The sequence below is a fragment of the Nocardia amamiensis NBRC 102102 genome, assembly GCF_001612745.1.
GTDB lineage: Bacteria > Actinomycetota > Actinomycetes > Mycobacteriales > Mycobacteriaceae > Nocardia > Nocardia amamiensis.
This window is the reverse complement of record NZ_BDBA01000136.1, coordinates 1-17,202: the sequence shown is the minus strand read 5'-3', so window position 1 is coordinate 17,202 and position 17,202 is coordinate 1. Positions and strand designations below refer to the sequence as shown.

14 protein-coding genes and 1 pseudogene are annotated in these 17,202 nt (G+C 69.9%); 5 read left to right on the top strand and 10 right to left on the bottom strand.

Translation table 11 applies throughout. From position 1 onward, the window contains the following. From NA4_RS24365 to NA4_RS24355, 3 genes are all read left to right on the top strand, one after another. On the top strand, positions 1-888 hold an 888-nt coding region (locus tag NA4_RS24365), incomplete at its 5' end, for an FIST signal transduction protein (RefSeq protein WP_067474414.1). Then, on the top strand, positions 885-1,634 hold the full coding sequence (locus NA4_RS24360) for a Mut7-C RNAse domain-containing protein (protein ID WP_067474412.1): 750 nt from the start codon (positions 885-887) through the stop codon (positions 1,632-1,634). The genes NA4_RS24365 and NA4_RS24360, both read left to right, overlap by 4 nt. A gap of 130 nt (positions 1,635-1,764) precedes the next feature. Beyond that, positions 1,765-1,977 carry a hypothetical protein gene (locus tag NA4_RS24355; protein ID WP_067474409.1) on the top strand — a complete coding sequence of 71 codons (213 nt, stop codon included), beginning with the start codon at positions 1,765-1,767 and terminating at the stop codon, positions 1,975-1,977. 118 nt (positions 1,978-2,095) lie between these two features. On the opposite strand, the gene NA4_RS24350 is transcribed toward NA4_RS24355, so the two are convergent. The 3 genes from NA4_RS24350 to NA4_RS24340 form a co-directional block, all read right to left on the bottom strand. Then, positions 2,096-2,875, bottom strand: a complete 780-nt coding sequence (locus tag NA4_RS24350) for an alpha/beta fold hydrolase (RefSeq protein WP_067474406.1) — start codon at positions 2,873-2,875, stop codon at positions 2,096-2,098. A gap of 88 nt (positions 2,876-2,963) precedes the next feature. Continuing rightward, a complete protein-coding gene (locus tag NA4_RS24345) occupies positions 2,964-3,386 on the bottom strand; it encodes a low affinity iron permease family protein (RefSeq protein WP_067474404.1) in 423 nt (140 codons plus the stop codon). 476 nt (positions 3,387-3,862) lie between these two features. Next, entirely contained in the window at positions 3,863-4,324 is a 462-nt protein-coding gene (locus NA4_RS24340) for a DUF7144 family membrane protein (protein WP_067474402.1), read from the bottom strand. A 236-nt stretch (positions 4,325-4,560) separates the two neighbouring features. Here NA4_RS24340 and NA4_RS24335 point away from each other — a divergent pair, with 236 nt between their 5' ends. Next, entirely contained in the window at positions 4,561-7,179 is a 2,619-nt protein-coding gene (locus NA4_RS24335) for a winged helix-turn-helix domain-containing protein (protein ID WP_169811110.1), read from the top strand. 53 nt (positions 7,180-7,232) lie between these two features. Then, entirely contained in the window at positions 7,233-8,888 is a 1,656-nt protein-coding gene (locus tag NA4_RS24330) for an alkaline phosphatase D family protein (RefSeq protein WP_067474395.1), read from the top strand. A gap of 43 nt (positions 8,889-8,931) precedes the next feature. Here NA4_RS24330 and NA4_RS24325 read toward each other — a convergent pair whose 3' ends face one another. From NA4_RS24325 to NA4_RS41555, 7 genes and pseudogenes are all read right to left on the bottom strand, one after another. Next, positions 8,932-10,059: a metallophosphoesterase gene (locus tag NA4_RS24325; RefSeq protein ID WP_067474392.1), complete on the bottom strand. Its 1,128-nt coding sequence runs from the start codon at positions 10,057-10,059 to the stop codon at positions 8,932-8,934. A 77-nt stretch (positions 10,060-10,136) separates the two neighbouring features. Further along, the gene (trpB, locus tag NA4_RS24320; protein WP_067474422.1) at positions 10,137-11,378 is read right to left on the bottom strand and encodes a tryptophan synthase subunit beta; all 1,242 of its coding nucleotides are present in this window, start codon (positions 11,376-11,378) and stop codon (positions 10,137-10,139) included. 167 nt (positions 11,379-11,545) lie between these two features. Further along, complete coding sequence (locus NA4_RS24315; protein ID WP_067474389.1) at positions 11,546-12,769, bottom strand: serine hydrolase; 1,224 nt, start codon at positions 12,767-12,769, stop codon at positions 11,546-11,548. 46 nt (positions 12,770-12,815) lie between these two features. Further along, complete coding sequence (locus NA4_RS24310; RefSeq protein ID WP_157129275.1) at positions 12,816-14,309, bottom strand: serine/threonine-protein kinase; 1,494 nt, start codon at positions 14,307-14,309, stop codon at positions 12,816-12,818. A gap of 18 nt (positions 14,310-14,327) precedes the next feature. Further along, positions 14,328-15,812, bottom strand: a complete 1,485-nt coding sequence (locus tag NA4_RS24305; protein WP_245671566.1) for a serine/threonine-protein kinase — start codon at positions 15,810-15,812, stop codon at positions 14,328-14,330. A gap of 260 nt (positions 15,813-16,072) precedes the next feature. Further along, positions 16,073-16,540 carry a hypothetical protein gene (locus tag NA4_RS24300; protein WP_067474385.1) on the bottom strand — a complete coding sequence of 156 codons (468 nt, stop codon included), beginning with the start codon at positions 16,538-16,540 and terminating at the stop codon, positions 16,073-16,075. 220 nt (positions 16,541-16,760) lie between these two features. Continuing rightward, positions 16,761-17,202: pseudogene (locus NA4_RS41555) on the bottom strand (hypothetical protein); the annotation flags it as partial.

The window sequence follows — 17,202 nt, the reverse complement described above, 5'->3', positions numbered from 1 at the left end:
CTGGCCTCCGGTCTGCCCGCCGAGACATTCCGGCTGGACTTCGTCCGCACCGCGACCGGCGGACTGCTGGCCGGCTACCGCTTCGACAAGGACGCTCGTGACTTCCACCTGCTGCTGCCGGACCCGTACTCGTTCCCGGCCGACGCGCTGCTCGAGCACTTGAACGCCGACCTGCCCGGCACCGTCGTGATGGGCGGGCTGGTCAGCGGCGGGCAGCTTCCGGCAGGCAGCAGGCTGTTCCTGGACCGTGACGTGGTGACCTCCGGCGCGGTCGGTGTGCGGCTGCCCGGCCTGCGCGGAGTGCCGATCGTGTCGCAGGGCTGCCGGCCGATCGGGTACCCCTACATCGTCACCGCAGCGCGGGGCGATCTGATCACCGAGCTCGGCGGCCGGCCGCCGATCGTGCGATTGCGGGAGATCGTCGACGTGCTGCCTCCGGATCAGCAGGAGCTGCTGGCCAACGGCTTGCAGATCGGCATCGTGGTGGACGAGCATCTGGCCGCGCCGGGGCAGGGCGATTTCCTGATCCGTGGCATCCTCGGCGCCGACCCGTCCAGCGGCGCGATCGAGATCGGCGAGGCCGTCGAGATCGGCACGACCGTCCAGTTCCAGGTCCGGGACGCGATCGGAGCGGACAAAGATCTGCGGGCCGCCCTGGCGCGGGCCAGCGCGGACATGCACGGGCGTGCGGCCGGTGCGTTGCTGTTCACCTGCAATGGGCGCGGCAGGCGGATGTTCGGGGTCGCGGATCATGATGCCGCGACGATCGAGGATTTGCTGGGCGGTATTCCGCTCGCGGGTTTCTTCGCCGCGGGCGAGATCGGACCCATCGCCGGCCGCAACGCGCTGCACGGCTTCACGGCCTCGCTGGCGCTGTTCGTCGAATGAGCGTCGAGATCCGTGTCTACGCCGAGCTGAACAACTTCCTCCGGCCCGACGAGCGGTACACGGTGCTGCGGCGGCCGTTCCGGCCCCACCAGACCGTGAAGGACCTCATCGAGGCCGTGGGCATCCCGCACACCGAGGTCGACCTGATCCTGGTCGACGGGCAGCCGGTGGACTTCGGCCATCACCCGCGGATCGGTGACCGGATCAGCGCGTACCCGGTGTTCGAGACCCTCGACATCGGCGGGGTGACGCGGGTCCGCCCGCACCCGCTGCGCGAGCCGCGATTCGTCGCCGACGTCAATCTCGGCGGACTGGCCAAGCTGATGCGGCTGATGGGCCTCGACGTGCACTGCCGGTGGAACGCCGAGGACGCCGAGCTCGCCGAGGTGTCCGCCGCCGAGCACCGGATCCTGCTCACCCGCGACCGCGGACTGCTCAAGCGGCGCAACGTCACTCATGGCGTGTACATCCGGTCCGACCAGCCGATCGATCAAATCGTCGAGGTGATCCGGCGGCTGGATCTGCGCACGTGCCTGGCGCCCTTCTCTCGGTGCCTGCGCTGCGGCGGGCCGGTCGCCGAGGTGGCCAAAACCGATGTCGAAGATCGGCTGCAACCGCTCACCCGCCGCTATTACGACACCTTCCGCCAGTGCCGCGACTGCGGGCGGATCTACTGGCAGGGTTCACACCAGGCCCGCCTCAGCGCGACCGTGGAGCGGATCCGCACCGCGCTGGACCACGTCTGACGGCTGCGGGCGGGCGCTGTCACGGAAGCCCTCAGTTTCGGTGGCGCACCTTCCCAGGTCTGTTCGCGCCATCCTCCAGACCAATAGCGTCTCTGGCGGCGGCTCCCCTTACCGCCGGAAAGGAAACCCGATGCATACCCACCTTCGTGCCGGACTGCTGGCCGGCGCAATCCTGCTGGCTCCCTTGGCCACAGCGGCACCGGCGTCGGCCGTCGGCATCCCGCTGCAACCGGCCGAACCCGTCGGGCAGTCGGAACAGGTCGCCAGCCCAGGCTGCCCCGGCGGCGCCCCGCATTGGAGCTGCCTGCTGGAATCGCTGTCGGCGAGCGGCTCCGGCCGCTAGGGATCCCGCGGCCGGACTCGGTGGGCCTGACCATCCGCCGCCGGCCGCGTCTTCCGTCGTCGTGAGTACTGCCGCGCCGGAATATTCCGCTGCGGCGACGCACTCGGCCGAAGATGAGCTACGACGCCTCGGCCGCTGTGGCCTGGGTGGCGGCGAGGATGGTCCGAGCGATCAGCTCAGGGTCATCGATCATCGGGACGTGACCAACCCCGGGCAGGAGCGAGTAGACGGCCTCGGGCAACCGAGTTCGGGCAATCGCCGCGTGGATCTGCGCGGGAAGGACTCGATCGTTCTCCGACCAGGCCACCGTGATCGGGCACGGCAGCGGGTCGAGCGAGGCGACATATTCGTCGGTGCCCAGCAGATCGGCGGTGACGGTGCAGCCCAGCAGATCGCGTAAGACGATCATGGCTTGCGCCGGGGTGATGCGATCGCCGTGCACCGCGATGTTGCGCAACGCCACTCGCCGGATCATGGCACTGCGCAGGCCGAGCGGTGCGAGGAATCCCAGCAGCCGGCCGGTAGCCGCTTCTCGGGCGATCCGGCGGGTCGCGACCGACCGGCTCCTGGCGCCGGGATCCCAGAATCCCGCCGGCGACAGTGCGCAGACGGTCTCCGCGCGGCCGCGGCGAGCCAGTTCGATCGCCATCCAGCCGCCCAGCGAATTGCCCGCGATGTGCGCGCGACGCAGGCCCAGCGCGTCCAGACGCCGCTCGATGTCGTCCACCAAGTGCTCGACCCGCGCCGGACGCCGCAATGCAGCCGGTCCACCCCGATGGCCGACGGCGGTCGGGGTGATCACCTCGTGCCGCGCCGCCAGCAGCGGTGTGACGTCATCCCACACCCGCTCCGACATGGTGACACCGTGCAGAAGTACGAGCGGGGGTTTGCCGGCCATTGGCGTCCTTCGATTCGTAGGGATGACGAAGGGTGAATACCACAACCGAGTCAGCGGCGACAGCCGAAAGCCCGACTCGGCCGAGGGATCACGCGGGTCTGTCGCTGTGCGCGAATCCGTGCACCCCACAGCGCTGCTCACCGCGACAGCTCACGGCGGCCTCGGCGCTCAGTTCGACCTTGACATCCGACAGCGCCTGGGCGAGAGCGTTGAGTTTGACCTGCATCGCGTAGGTGGCCCGGCTGTGCATGTTGTGCAGCAGCGCGACCAGTACGAACGTGACGATCGTCGTCGCGGTGGTGAGCAGCCGCGGCCAGCCGTCGACGTCGCGGCCGAACAGCAGACTCACACCCGCCGTCAGCACCAACCCGACGATCAGCACGAAGAACAACCCCTTCGACACCACCGTGCCCGCTGCCGCGGCGACATCATCGAATACCGAGGCCGGTCGCACCACCTCCGTCGGGATCATCACCACTCGCATCACGGACTGCTTGGTATGGTTGCCCACCGCAGAACCCCTTCCCATCGCCACGCCGCGGTATCTCCGCACTGTCTCGCACCCCGCACCCGCACCGATCACCGACCGAGCCGCGGGCGATCGCCGCGCACGCGCACCCGATCGCGCCTGCCGGGTTCCGGCAAGCGCCACAAGACATTCGGTGCCGCGCCGCGGCAGGCTGGGTCCCCGTCGCAGGCGAATCGCGCGGCCGTCCCGGCGAACCGCTCGCCGAACTGCACTGAGCCGTGGGCGCTTCAAATTCGATTTCACGCGTTCGCCGGTGTCCGGCAGGTCTTCCTCGATGCGGCGGTGCTGCGGATTTGCTCGCGGTCATGCCGAATTCGGCGATCTCCGTGGCGCCGGCCGCCCTGAGCCGGGCACGAACCCTCGGCAGCCCGAACGGCGCACCGTCGGCAGACCACGACGCGGTCGAGGGCGGACTCGACTTGCGCCGAGCCGGCCTCGACCGCGCCCTGCGTGCCCAGCTACTGGGGCGGCGCCGTGGGGGCTCGCCCGGTCACGCCTTCTTGTCCCGTCGGGCTTTCCGGCCGCCAGGTGGCGATCGCCCAGATCACCACGACGTTGATGGCGATGACGAGGATGGACCAGGCCGGGTAGTACGGCAGCCACATGAAGTTTGCGATGATCGACAAGGCGGCCAAGCAGATAGCCGTAACCCTGGCCCAGGTAGCGCCGGTCATCAAACCCAGTGCGGCGATGATCAGCAGGATCCCGAGCACGATATGGATCCAACCCCATGCCGTGGTGTCGAACTTGTAGACGTATTCCGTGCCCACGACGTACAGCTCGTCCTCGGCAACGGCGGAAATACCTTCGAAGACCGACAGCACACCGACGGTCAGCAGCAGAATCGCGGCCGCTATCGACGTGCCCGCCGCGATGCCACGGCGCACGGGGTGTTGTTCCGGTGCGGTCATATGCGTCATCGGTCGCCCCTTTCGGGAAGCAATGGACTTTCTGGGATTAATGGACGCATGTCGAATCTCCACCACGGGCACCGTTCGGCACTTCACCCGTTCCGGGTGGCTCCGATACGGCATACCCGTCCGGGATGAAATTTCCATAACGACCGCACACGATCGGATCGAGCGGACTTTCCGCCGGGTAAGTTCCGGGAGCTAGGCGCGGTAGTGATTTGTCAGCACACGGCCTTGGAGGCACGGTGACCACATCGCACGTCCCCGCTCTACGCCGCATCCCTTCCGCAGCGGAAACAGCGGCCGAGATACCGGCGTTGCCCTTCACGCCGATTCCGCGAACGGATCTGCTCGCCGCCGTGGACGCGGTCTCGAACGCCGACAACGGGGGCGTGCTCCTGGTTTGCGCACCCGCGGGGACCGGAAAGACCGTCCTGCTGGCCGACTGGGCCACTCGCCACACGGCGGGCGAACCGGACGTGGCGTGGCTGACCATCACCGATGAACTCGACGATCCGGCGTCGCTGTGGCCCGCGCTGCACACCCGATTCGGTGTCGCTACCGCGCAGCACGGTGGCCCGCCGACCGCGGGCGCGGCGGCGCTGGTCCACGCGCTGGCGACGCGGGCGACGCCGACGGTAGTCGTACTCGACGACGCTCATCTGATCGCCGATCCGCTCGCGCTCGCCGGAGTCGAATACTTCCTGCACCATGCGCCGCCAAGCGTCACGACGGTGCTGTGCGGCCGCTTCGCTCCACCGATCCGGTGGCATGTCCTCGATCTCCAGTCCCGCCTGACCCGCTGGAGCACGGACGACCTGGCCTTCACGCCGGGCCAGATCGACGCGTTGTGCCGCGACCACGGCTGCGAGCTCACCGAGACCGAGCTGGACACTCTCGGCACGCTGACCCGCGGCTGGGCGGCGCTGGTGCGCATCGCCGCGGCCCATCTGGCCGCCAGGGCCGACGACCGGGCCGCGGCACTGACCATCCTCGCGCGACCACCCCGCGCCGTCGCGGAGTTCCTGGTCGGCGAGCTCGTCGGAGACCTGCCACCCGCGCTGCGCCAATTCCTCACTTACACAAGCATTCCGGTGTCGTTCACCGAGCAACTCGCCGACGAACTCGTCGGCGGCGGCGCGGGACACTACCTGCACGAACTCGACCGGATCAATTTCCCGATCAGCGCCGATGCGTGTGGTGACCAGGTGTGGTACTCCTGTCACCCCATGGTGCGCGCCTACTTCCGCGCCGAGGCCCATCGGCTCGGGTCACAGCTGTGCGCGGACCTGCACGGCCAGTCGGCCCGTTGGCTGTGTTCCGCGGGCCTGCCCGCGACCGCGCTCCCCCATTTTCTCGCCGACCCCGATCGGGAAAGCCTGCAGGAGTTCCTGTCCGAGTACGCGCTGCGGATCGTCCTCGACGGAGCGGGCGACACGTTGTTCGACGGGCTCGCCCAGTCGGCGCCCACCGTGCTCGACGACCCGTTCCTGTGGCTGGCGCGGGTGGTCGACGCGCTCGTACACGGCGGCACCGCCGCCGCGGTCGCGTGCCTGGACACGGCGATGGCGCGCCGTGCAGGCAAGGCCTCCTTCGCCTCCGCCGAACGAGTGGACACCCTCGCCCTCGCCGCGACGATCGATGTCGCGGCGACCACCGAGATCGCACTCGGCGAATTCCAGGACGAGATTGCGCCGACCGGCGACCCCGATCTCGACGCGTACACCGCGATTCAGGTCGCCAGCGGCCTGGTCGCCCGCGGCGCGGTCGCCCGCGGCGAACAGTTGCTGCACGCGGGTCTGGCTTTGGCCGAGCACGCCGGGCGGCCGCGGTTGGTGCTGCGGGCGCTCACCCGGCTCGCGTTCGCCGCGAACGCCGTCGATGCCGCCACCGCGATGCGTGACCGCGCGGCCCACGCCTTGACCATCGCAGGCACGCACGGACTGCTGGAGGCAACCGACGCCGTCCAGGCGACCGCCATCGCCGCCTACGGCGCCTACCTGCAAGGCGAGACGCCCGATCCGGCCCAGGTGAGCGCCGTCCTCGCCGAGCAGGTCGAGCCCGACGGGTCGTCCGGTCCGGTCGCCGGGTGGCACGGCCACGTGATCGGACGGCTGCTCGACCTCGACCGGACCGAGGAGCCGTCGACCGCGGTCGAGGCGCTGCGCCGGAGCCTGCTCATGCTGGTGGAGCACCGGACCCTGCCATCGGCGACCGGCAGTCTGATCCTTCCGGTGGTCTGGGCGCTGCTGCGCGTACACGATCCCAGGACCGCGCAGCTGCTGGTCGAGCGAGCCCGCGGCATTGTCGGCGACCTGGCCGAGGTCCGCATGGCCGATGCCGCCTTGAGCGCGGCGGCCGATCGTCCCAAGACGACCTGCGCCATCCTCGAACCCTTGCTCGACAATGCGATCGATCTGCGTCCGGTCAGCACGATCACCGGATGGCTGCTGTACTCCTCGGCCCAGCACGAGGCAGGCGCGCCGGCCAAGGCCTTGGCCGCACTGGAGAACGCGCTGAACGCCGCAGCGCCGCAGCGCCTGATCAGGCCGTTCCTCGACATACCTGCCGCCATGCCCCTGCTGGACAGCTACGCGGGCCGTTTCGGCCGGTCGGAGAGCTTCGCCGCCGGAATCCGGCGCCACCCCGCGGTACACCGCAGGTCGGCCTACCCCGCGCTGACACGCACCGAGATGACCGTGCTCAAGCAGTTGCCGTCCGGCCGCACCGCCCAGCTGATCGCCACCGACCTGGGAGTCTCGGTCAACACGGTGAAAACCCACTTGCGCGGTATCTACGGCAAGTTGGGAGCGAATTCCCGGGTCGACGCGCTCGAGCACGCCCGGCGCGGCGGGCTGCTCTGACCCGCGGCGGGTTGGGGTCCGTCTCGATTCCCGGAGCAGCCGTACGCTGATGTATGGCCCTCTCTCGTCGGGAAGTGTTACGAGCAGGCGCAGCGGGATCGGTCGCGGTGCTGGTGGGAACGGCGGCTGCAGGCAGTGCCCGGTTCCCGGCGCCGCGCTGGCTGGGTGATCCCTTCGCGTTAGGTATCGCGTCCGGGGATCCCGCTCCCGACAGTGTGGTGCTGTGGACGCGGTTGGCGCCGGATCCGATGGCGCCGGACGGGCTCGGCGGTATGCCGCTGGACCCGGTGACCGTCGAGTACGAGGTTGCCGACGACGAGCACTTTCGGCAGGTGGTGGCCCGCGGAACAGCGCTCGCCACCCGCGCTCTGGCCCACAGCGTGCATCCGGAGGTCCACGGGTTGGCACCGGATCGCTGGTATTTCTACCGTTTTCGGGCCGGCTCGGCCATATCCCCGGTCGGTCGGACCCGTACCGCCCCGCCGCCGGGGCAGCCGTTCGCTCGGCTGCGCTTCGCGTTCGCCTCGTGCCAGTCGTGGAGTTCGGGCTACTACAACGCCTACGAACACCTGAGCCAGGAAGACCTGGACCTGGTCGTGCATCTGGGCGATTACATCTACGAGCGCGCCTGGGTGAACGGACGCGCCGGCCTCGCGATCGGACCGGACTTCCGCGACGAAGCCGTCGATCTACCGGGCTACCGGCTGCGGTACGCGCTGTACAAGGCCGAGCGACCGTTACGTGCCGCGCATGCCGCGTTCCCGTGGCTGGTCACGATGGACGATCACGAGGTCGACAACAACTGGGCGGCCGGCACGCCCGGTATCGGGCTCGACATCTGGCGCGTCCCCGCCCTGTTCCGCCGCCGCCGCGCCGCCGCCTTCCAGGCCATGTACGAGCATCAGCCGCTGCGCAGCGCCGCATTGCCGTCCGGGCAGGGCATGCGCCTGCACCGCCGATTCCGGTTCGGCGATCTCGCGGATATCACGATGCTCGACACCCGGCAGTACCGTACTGCGCAGGCGTGCGACGGCGGCGTGGTCGCCGACTGCGCCGACCGGCTCTCCCCTGACCGCACCATTCTGGGCGCGCGGCAACGGGATTGGTTGATCGAGGGCTTCACCCACTCGCAGGCCCGCTGGCAGATCATCGGCAACCAGGTCGGCATGAGCCAGAACGACACCGACCCGGGCCCTGACGTCAGGGTCTCCACCGATTCATGGGACGGCTACGTCGCCGATCGCAACGCTGTGCTCGGCGCCGCCGCGGACCGCGGTGCCGGCAATCTGGTGGTGGTCACCGGCGACCGGCACGAGAACCATGCCGCCGACCTGCGGCGTGACTACACCGATCCCGAATCACCGGTGGTGGCGGCGGAATTCACCGGAACCTCGATCACGAGCAACGGCGACGGCGCCGACCTCACCGCCAAAGGCCGTCTACTGCTCGCGGCGAACCCCGACCTCAAGTTCTTCAACGCGCAGCGCGGGTATGTCCGCGTGGAACTCGATCATCGCCTCTGGCGCAACGACTTCCGCGTGGTTCCCTATGTCCGCCGTCCCGGCGCGCCGGTCCACACCCGAGCCAGTTACGTCGTCCAGGATGGGATTCCGGGCGTCACCGAAGCATGGAGCCCCGGCGGTCCGGTCTCGCCCGCACCCGATGCCGATGCCACCAGCCAGGCGGAAGACACCCGCGGCGGCCGCTGACCAGGCGCTCGCTGCCGTACGTCGCGGCGAGCCCGGCGCGCGGCTATTGCGGACGCAGGATCAGCACGGTGATTTCGCTCGGCGCGAAGACCCGCAGTTGCGGCCCCCAGAAGCCGGTTCCCCGGCTGGTGTAGAGCTGGGTGCCGCCGTGGCGGCTCAGTCCCGCGACGACAGGCTGATCGAGCCGTACGAGATAGTGGAACGGCCAGATCTGGCCGCCATGGGTGTGGCCGGAGATCTGTAGTGCGACACCGGCGGCCGCGGCATCGGTGATCTGCTTGGGTTGGTGGGCGAGCAGGACGACCGGCGCGCCAGGGTCCGCACCCGCGAGCGCGGCGGGAAGGTCAGGGCCATGACCGTCTAGTCCGACGCCCGTCGGGTCGTCGATGCCCGCGATCACCAGTTGATCCTCGTCGCGGCGCACCGTCACGTGCGCATTGCGCAGCGGTTGCCAGCCAAGGGACCTCATGTGCTCGATCCAGCCCGGCGCGTCGCCGAAGTACTCGTGGTTGCCGGTGATGTAGAACCGGCCGAGCTCGGCCTCGACCTTGCCGAGCGGATCGACCTGCGCGTGCCGCTTCGCCACCGAGCCGTCCGCCAGATCACCGGCGTGGCAGGCGATATCGGGACGTTGCGCGTTGACCACCTCGACCACGCGCTCCGACCAGCGCAATCGGTCGAGCGCGGCGAAATGGGTGTCGGTGACGACCACCACGCGCAGGCCGTCCAGCGCAGGCCCGAGTCCGGGGATGGATACCTCCACGGTGCGGACCAACGGCACCCGCCGCGCTTCCACCACGCCCCACGCCACGAGCACGGCCGCGGCGGCGAGCACACCCGCCGCGACGATCCGGGAGCGGGCCGGATCGCCGACCCCGGCGACGGCGAGCCCGAGGCGCGCGAGGTTGCCGAGCACCGACCAGCTGAACACCACCCACATCACGCCGAGCAGCGTGTCGCCGACGATCGAGGCGGCATCCGACTGCGCGGGCCCGTGGCCGAGATACATCGACACGGGCAGGCAGCTGAACGCCAACGCGAACAGCGCCGTACCGAGCCAGAACAGGGACCCTGTTCCTTGGGTGGGCGCCGCCACCAAAGTCCACCACGGCAGCAGGAACAATACGGCGGGAATCGCCAGGAACAGGACCAGGCGGGGTAGAAACTTCAAGAGGGCTCGTCCTCGTGCGCGGGTGTAGCGCGCGGTCCCTCCCCCGGCGCCATGAACACCTCCGACGATAGCAGCGGTTATGCCACGCCGAGGCGATCGGCAGCGACGGCGAGATCCTTGTCACCGCGGCCGGACAGGCACAGCACGACCACGGAGTTCTCGGGAACCTCGCCGCGGTCGGCCATCTCCAGCAGATGCCCGACAGCGTGGGCCGATTCGAGTGCGGCGAGGATGCCTTCGGTGTGACTGAGCGCCTGCATCCCGCGCAACGCAACGGCGTCGGTGGCCGCGCGATAGCTCACCCGGCCACTGTCTTTCAGGTGACTGAGTTCGGGGCCGACGCCCGGATAGTCGAGTCCGGCCGCGATGCTGTGGGTCCGCGCGATCTGGCCGTCCTCGTCCTGCAGCAGGTAGCTGTAGGAGCCGTCGATCTCGCCCGGGCTGCCCATGCTCAGCGTCGCCGCGTGCGCGCCGGTGTCGACCCCGAGCCCGGCGGCCTCGACACCGATCAACTGCACCTGCGGATCGTGGGTGAACGGGTGGAAGACACCGATGGCGTTGCTGCCGCCACCCACGCAGGCGAGGACATAATCGGGCAGCCGGCCTTCGACCCGCGCGATCTGGTGTCTGGTCTCCGCGCCGATCACCGTCTGGAAGTCCCGCACGATCCGTGGGTACGGCGCGGGCCCGGCCGCGGTGCCGAACAAGTAGTGGGTGGTGTCCAGGTTCGCCACCCAGTCGCGGACCGACTCGCTGATGGCGTCCTTGAGCCGGCGCGATCCGCTGTCGACCGGCCGCACCTCGGCGCCGAGCAGGTTCATCCGGATCACGTTCGACGCCTGGCGCCGCATGTCGTCGGTCCCCATGTAGACCACACAGGTCAGGCCGAGCATCGCGCACACCGTCGCGACGGCGACGCCGTGCTGGCCCGCGCCGGTCTCGGCGACGATCCGTCGCTTGCCCATCCGCCGGGCCAGCAGCGCCTGCCCGAGTGCGTTGTTGATCTTGTGAGCGCCGGTGTGGGCCATGTCCTCGCGCTTGAGGTAGACCCGCACGCCTGGCACGCCCAGCAACTCGCCGAACCGCCGCACCTGATGGAGCAGCGTTGGCCGGCCGACCCGGTCGCGCAGCAGTTCCCGGTATTCCGCCACGAAGCTCGAATCGGCTTGCGCCAGGCGGTAGGCCGCCTCGAGATCCAGCAGCGCGGCCATCAGTCCTTCGGGCACGAATCTGCCCCCGAAAACGCCGAATCGACCGCGCTCATCAGGAAGCATCTCGTGCCGGAACCCGCTCACCGCCACGTCGTGATCAATCCTCATCGCCACCAACGCTTTCACCGCCACAGAGCCGACGGGTCAGTCTGTTCCGCTCGCGCTAGCTCAACCCCACGGGTCGGCAACAAGCGAGTTAACAGACTAGATCTTTCGGGTGGCTAAGGTCTTCTCACTGGTGGAGGCGATCGAGACGCCCGTGCCGGTACCGCGTGCTACTGGTCGGCGGGCACCGTCGCGGAGATCTGCGCGACCAGCTGCCACGGCCGCTTGGTGTCGGTGGTGGCCTTGCCGCTGGTGAGGATCGCTCCGGACAGTCCGCGGGCCGGGTCGGCCCAGCCGTACTGGGTGGTCAATCCGCTGCGCCCGAAGTGCGATCCGGTGTCGCGGCCGAACTTCGACTTGCGGCCGCCGAGCTCGAATCCCGCTCGGCTCACCCGTCCGGCCACGCCCGGAATCCAGCGCGCGGGTAGCACCGCCTCCCGCAGTGTCTCCGGCCGGATGATTCGGCGGCCGTCCGGCCCGCCCATGGTGAGAATCTCGTAGAACCGGGAGAGTTCGGACGCGGTGGTGATCAGATTGCCCGAGGGCAGCTCGGCGGTCAGGAAGGCGTCGGTCGCCGCGCGGGAGGCGCGGTCCATGCGTCCACCGATCGCCTTGCCGGCCAGATAGGTCGCCACCCGTGGCGGGGGCGGGCCGATCTTGACGCTCGGCACTACCTTGTCCACGTCCTCGGCACGCACCCCGAAGCTGGTCCAGCGGAACCCGAACGGCTCTAGCACCTGTTCGGCCAGATGCTCCCGCAGGCGCTTTCCGGTCGCCCGCCGCACCAGCAGACGCAGGACCAATCCGCTGGTCAACGCGTGGTACACGCGGAAGCGCCCCGGCTTCCAGCTCGGCACCAGATCGGCCAGCGCGCGCACCGCCAAGTCCTCGTCGAGCACCAGGTCGACACCCTGGTAGGGCGGCGTGACGAAAGGGATCCCAGCCGAGTGCGACAGCACGTCACCGATCGTGATGGCGGCCTTGCCATGCGCCGCGAACTCGGGGATGTAGCCGGACACCGGATCGTCCAGGCCGAACGCGCCCTGTTCGATGAGCATGAACATCAGCGCACCGGCGACGCCCTTGGCCGTCGAGAAACCGCAGAACGGCGTATCCGGCGTGGCGAGCACTTTGACCGCGTCCGGCCCGTCGGCGGGCGCGTTGCCCCAGCCGTGACCGATGGCCCGGTTCAACGCGATCTTGCCGTTGCGGCGCAGGCACACCTGGATCGCCGGGGTGGTGCCCAGGCGGTACCACGCGCGCACCGACTCCCACACCGACTCGATGTCCCTGTGGCTGAGCCCGGCGTCCGCGGGATCGTCCTCGGGGCCGCGGGTCGTCACGGCGTCCAGGTCCTCGGCGATCGCCACCGATCCGGCCGTTAGTGCGCTCACCCGGCCAGCTTATCGGCCCTGAGCCGGGCCGCCGGTGCGCGATGGCTCACAGCGGCGCCGATTGCCACCACTGGTCGAACAGGTCCTGGCCGGTGTGGTGATCCCAGGAGACGTCGAGCACCACCCACGCCCGGGCTGGGTCGTCGAAGCCGACTGTGAGCAGTCCCGTATTACCGCCCGGGTAGTAACTCCAGCGCACTCGTCCGGATCCGGGGTTCCTGCGCCAGGTGTCCCGGCGCGTGGTGTCGTTGTCGATGTTGGTCTCAAAGGTCGCGTCGCGCCGGGGGTCGCCGCGACGGAAGGACCAGACGTACCAATGGATTCCGTTGTCCTGTCGGCATTCGACCGCGGGGGCGCCACCATTGTTGACGACATTGATGTCGGTGCAGCGCGCGCCTTGATAGCCCACCCCTTGCGGAGTCGCCGGGAGCAGCCCCGGGAACAGCGCGACGAGGTCGGCGTTGCGGCCCCACGCGGGTGAAGCCGTGATACTCGAGGGCGTGGTGGGCGGCGGGGAAGCGGATAGCGTTGCGCGGCCGGGAATTCCCTTGCCCGTCACGGTGCCGCCACCCCCGGTGATCGCAACGGCGAGCGCGGTGACCAGCAGCAGCACTCCGGCTGCCGCCACCAGCAGGCGCGGATCCGGACGTGTGGACGGTGCGGGGTCTGATGTGCCGACGGGGTCCTGGCGCGGCAGCGCGGAAAAAGGGCCGAGTGCCCGGACCGCGGCGGCGGCCAGTGCGCCGCAACTGTCGTAGCGGTCGGCGGGACGCTTCGCCATCGCGGTGGCGATGACCGTGTCGAGCGCGGCGGGCACAGCCGGATCGGCCGCCGAGGGCCGCGGCGGCGGTTCGGCCAGATGCGCCTGCAGCACCGCCGCGGGCGTGCTACGCACGAAAGGCATGGCGCCGGTGAGCATCTGGTACAGAGTGGCACCCAAGGCGTACACGTCGCAGCGGTGGTCGAGCGGCTCGCCCCTGATCTGTTCGGGCGCGACGTAACCGAGCGTGGCGATCAGCGCTCCGGCCACGGTCAGTCCGCTGGTGTCCTCGCGGCTGCGCGCGATGCCGAAATCGGTGACGAACACGTGGTCGCGACCATCGTCGCCCGGGGCGACCAGGAGATTCGCCGGTTTGACGTCCCGGTGCAGCAAGCCGCGACGATGGGCGGCGTCGAGCCCGTCCGCGGCCTGAGTGAGGATCTCCACCACCCGGCTCTGCGGCAGCGTGTGCCCCGCGATCAACCGCGCCACGTCCGAACCCGCCACGTGACGCATCGATATCCACAGCTGCCCGTCCTCGCTGCCGCGGTCGTAGATCTCCACGATGTTCGGATGATCCAGTCGCGCCGCCAGTTCGGCTTCACGCTGGAACCGGGCGCGGAATTCGGGATCCGAGCCCGCGGACGCGTCGAGCACCTTCAGCGCCACCGAACGCGGCAGCCGTGGATGGCGCGCCAGGTACACCGTCCCCATGCCACCGGCGCCGAGCGTGCGCTCGATCCGATACCCGGCGAATACCGCCCCCACGCGCAACGTCATACCCGTCCCGTTCCCAGCTCAGATCGGCGCGCCGATCCACCATCTGTCGTACACATCCTGGCCGCCGTTCCCGCCGGACGCGCTGACCGTGCAGAAGTTGCGGTGCGGGTCGGTGAAGGCCACGTCGAGCAGGCCGAAGCCGGCGAGGTCGTCGGTGGCCCACCGGACCGTGCCGCTGCCCGACGGCCGGGTCCATGGCTGTTCGTGCAGGTCGGTGCGGCCGAGTGTGCCGGACGTATAGGTCACCGGACGGCGGGACGGGTCACAGCGGATGTTGACGTTGATCCCGTCGTCGGTGGCGGCCGGGCAGTGCAGCCACGCGCCGCGGTCGTCGTTGAGGGCGCAGCGCATCCCTTGGTAGCCGACGCCTTCCGGATCCGCCGGAAGCAGATTCGGGAACGCGTCGACGACGTAGGCGGCGGCTCCCCACGCGGACGCGGTCGTTGTGGTGGGCACCGGGCCGGTCGTGGAGGGCGGCGACCCGGTCGACGACGGGGCGGCGACCGGCTGCCCGATTCGTTCGCCGGTACGGACGAGCACCACGCCGAGCACCGCGATCATGACCAGGGCGACCACCCCCGCGCTGAACGCCAGCAGCAGCCCGCTGCGCGCTCGCGGGGGCGGGGCCTGCCGAAGAACCCTGGCGACCGGGGGACTCGATGGCGACTCCAGTGCGCGCAGCGCCGCGGCCGCCATTTCGCCGCAGCTGGCGTATCGCGACGCCGGATTCTTCGCCATCGCGCGGGCGACGACCTCGTCGATCGCCGGGGGCAGCGCCGGGTTCGCCTGCGATGGCCGCGGCGGCGGTTCGTAGAGATGCGCCTGCAAGGTCGCCGCCGGCGTGCGCCGACCGAAAGGGACGGTGCCGGTGAGCATTTCGTAGAGAGTGCAGCCGAGGGAGTAGATGTCGGCGCGGTGGTCGAGCGGTGCCCCGGTCAGTTGCTCGGGTGCGGCGTAGGCGAAGCTGGCCAGCACCGATCCCGTTGTGGTCAGTGTCGCGGCGGCGTCCAGGGAGCGCGCGATGCCGAAGTCGGTGATGCGGACCGCGTCCGAACCGTCATCGGCCGTCGAGACCAAGATGTTCGCCGGTTTCACGTCGCGGTGCAGCAGTCCGCTGCGATGGGCCGCGTCCAGTCCACGTGCCGCCGCGGCGACGATCCGCACCGCCCGCTGGGCGGGCAGCACTGCCGGGCCGCGGCGCACCAATTCGGCCGCGTCGAGCCCGTCGACGTACCGCATGGCGATCCAGAGCAGCTCGCCTTCCGCACCGCGGTCGTAGATGGAGACCACGTTCGGATGCTCGAGCCGGGCAGCGAGTTCGGCCTCCCGCTCGAACCGGGCGCGGAACTCCGCGTCGGCACCGAGTTCCGGATCGAGGATCTTCACCGCGTCACTGCGTGGTAATCGCGGATGCTCGGCGAGATACACCGCCCCCATGCCGCCCGCACCGATCCGGCGCACGATGCGATAACCAGCGAAGACGTCGCCAGGCTGCACGGACACGACGCGCCCTCCTCCCTGGGGGAGGAGAATACCGGGCGCAAGTCGTCCGCCGGGAGCATGCGCCCGTTTGCCGCTCGCATAGCGCAGGTCCTACGCCAAGAGCCGGCACCCCGCCACCACATGAGCACTCCGAGGTTGTCGCTCACTCAGGGTGGGCTTCCGGCTCGGCTAACCCGCCGTTGAGCGAGCGTTCCTTCAGCTTCCAGTGGTTGTCCCACCACGCCTGCACGACCGCTGGGTCGGTGCCTCGGTGCGGGGACTCACCGGGGGAAGAGGAAGGTGTCGTCGGGTGCACCGGCCGGAGCATGTTCGGGTGCCGACGTCGTCGGATGCGGCCGGTGTGTCGGGGGCTGCCCCGGGTAGGGCTGACCCGGCAGCAGGTCGGGAGGCATGGGCGGGCCCGGCTCGATGGGTTGCCTGGCCTCGGCTGACACCGGGGGCGGCGCGGGCGGCAGTGACGGTTCGGGATACGGAAGCGTCGTCGCCACGGGCATGGGATCGACCGCAGGAAGCGCGGCCGCCGGGATCGGGATCACCGGCTGGGCCTCCGGCATGGGCTCTTGCACGGGAGCCGGGCCCGCCGCGGGGCCGCGGATCTCGGTGTTTGCCGGTCTGTCTTCGGGCGCCTGCACGACCGCGACCGCGGCTCCGCCCGCCAACGCGGCGATGGCCGCTGCGACCAGGATCGCTCGCCCCTTATGCGCTGATATTCCGATTGTGGCCCGCATGAGTTCACCTCGAATCGAATGCTCTTAATAGAGGTTCGTTACGGGGTTAGCCAACGATTGGCCCAGTTCGCCCCTCGGATACCAATGCCGCGCACGCGTCATGGTTGATGCCTGGGGTGAAGCTCTATCCACTCGCATCCGGGCTGCCCAGCGACGCACGACATCACCCCTTCGGCATTCGGGCGAGCCGGACCGTCTGCAGCCGTGCGCCCGGGGCCGATCAAGCCGCCGGTGCAGGTGGTGGGGCGGGGAGGGGGATGACGATGCCGAAGGGCAGGGTGATGCCGGGCGGAGGGGCAGGTGCGGGTTGGGGTTCGTTGGCAGGTTCGGGCTCGGGTCTGAAGGCGGATTCGAGATCCCCGTCGGGCGCAGCCTCGTGGGCGGGGGTGTCCGGCGTCGCGGGTGCGGGTGCGCCGGGTGCGGTGTGTGCGGATGCGCCGGGGGCGGTGTCGTGTCCGGGTGTGGGAGTGCCGGTGCCCGGTGGGATGCACCCAGCGGCTTGCGGGCCATCCGCAGCCGGTTGCCCGGTCCCGGCGCTCGGGTCACCGGGGCGGGCAGCCTCCGGGGCGGCCGCACCGGGTAGCGGCCCGGGAACGCCGCCGTAGGACTCGGCAGGGCCCGGTAGATACCCGCCAGCGCGGTAGGGGTCGGCCGAGGCCAGT